The organism is Rhizobium freirei PRF 81 (assembly GCF_000359745.1).
Lineage (GTDB): Bacteria > Pseudomonadota > Alphaproteobacteria > Rhizobiales > Rhizobiaceae > Rhizobium > Rhizobium freirei.
The window spans coordinates 1-669 of the sequence record NZ_AQHN01000045.1 but is presented as its reverse complement, the minus strand read 5'-3'; the positions used below and the strand labels follow the sequence as shown (position 1 = coordinate 669).

Below are 669 nucleotides of genomic sequence, written 5' to 3'. Positions count from 1 at the left end.
GGCATAAAGCGATAGTCCGACACCGTCATGCCATAGGGCCTTGATCAATCGACCATTTCTCCCGCGGAAAACAAAAACGTCGCCCTGGAACGGATTGCGGCCAAGCCCCTCTTGCACGATGAGAGCCAACCCCTGCATACCCTTGCGCATATCGCAGTGACCGCTGGCAATCCACACTCTGACGTTCGAACTGATCGGGATCATCGTCCCTCCAGCACATCAAGCACGCGCGACAACGTCGAGGCATCAAAGTCACGAGTGACCCGCACCGACCGGCCCCGGCCAACATGGATTTCGATCGCAGAAGACGCCGTCGCAGCCGGCATTCCCATTGCCGAGTCCGGCGCCTGTTGTACCTTCACCGGAACGAAGGCGCGCGGCTCTTCCGCTCTCTCTGCAACACCAAGCTCACGACGCCACCGATAAACCAGTGACCGATCAACGTCGTGACGTCGCGCAACCTCCGTCACCGTCATCTCGCCAGTCAGCGTCTCCGAAACGATCGATTCCTTGGAAGTTCGTGTGAACTTCCGGCGCCGCATACTGCCCGCCAAAATCTCAAGCTGATGGATAGACACGTCGTTATCCTCGTTGTTAGCAACGTGGCGATACCGCTCACCTCAGCAAAACATCGCTATCACCGTGACAAAGCAAGGCGGTCCTCGGCGT

General features: G+C 58.1%; 2 protein-coding genes. Both read right to left on the bottom strand.

What is annotated here, in order from left to right; genetic code table 11:
• Positions 1-204 (bottom strand): IS66 family insertion sequence element accessory protein TnpB (tnpB, locus tag RHSP_RS08560; RefSeq protein ID WP_037150619.1); only part of this gene is annotated, 204 nt, incomplete at its 3' end.
• A complete protein-coding gene (gene tnpA / locus RHSP_RS08555; RefSeq protein WP_004126183.1) occupies positions 201-578 on the bottom strand; it encodes an IS66-like element accessory protein TnpA in 378 nt (125 codons plus the stop codon). The genes tnpB and tnpA, both read right to left, overlap by 4 nt.
• Between the last annotated feature and the right edge of the window lie 91 nt (positions 579-669).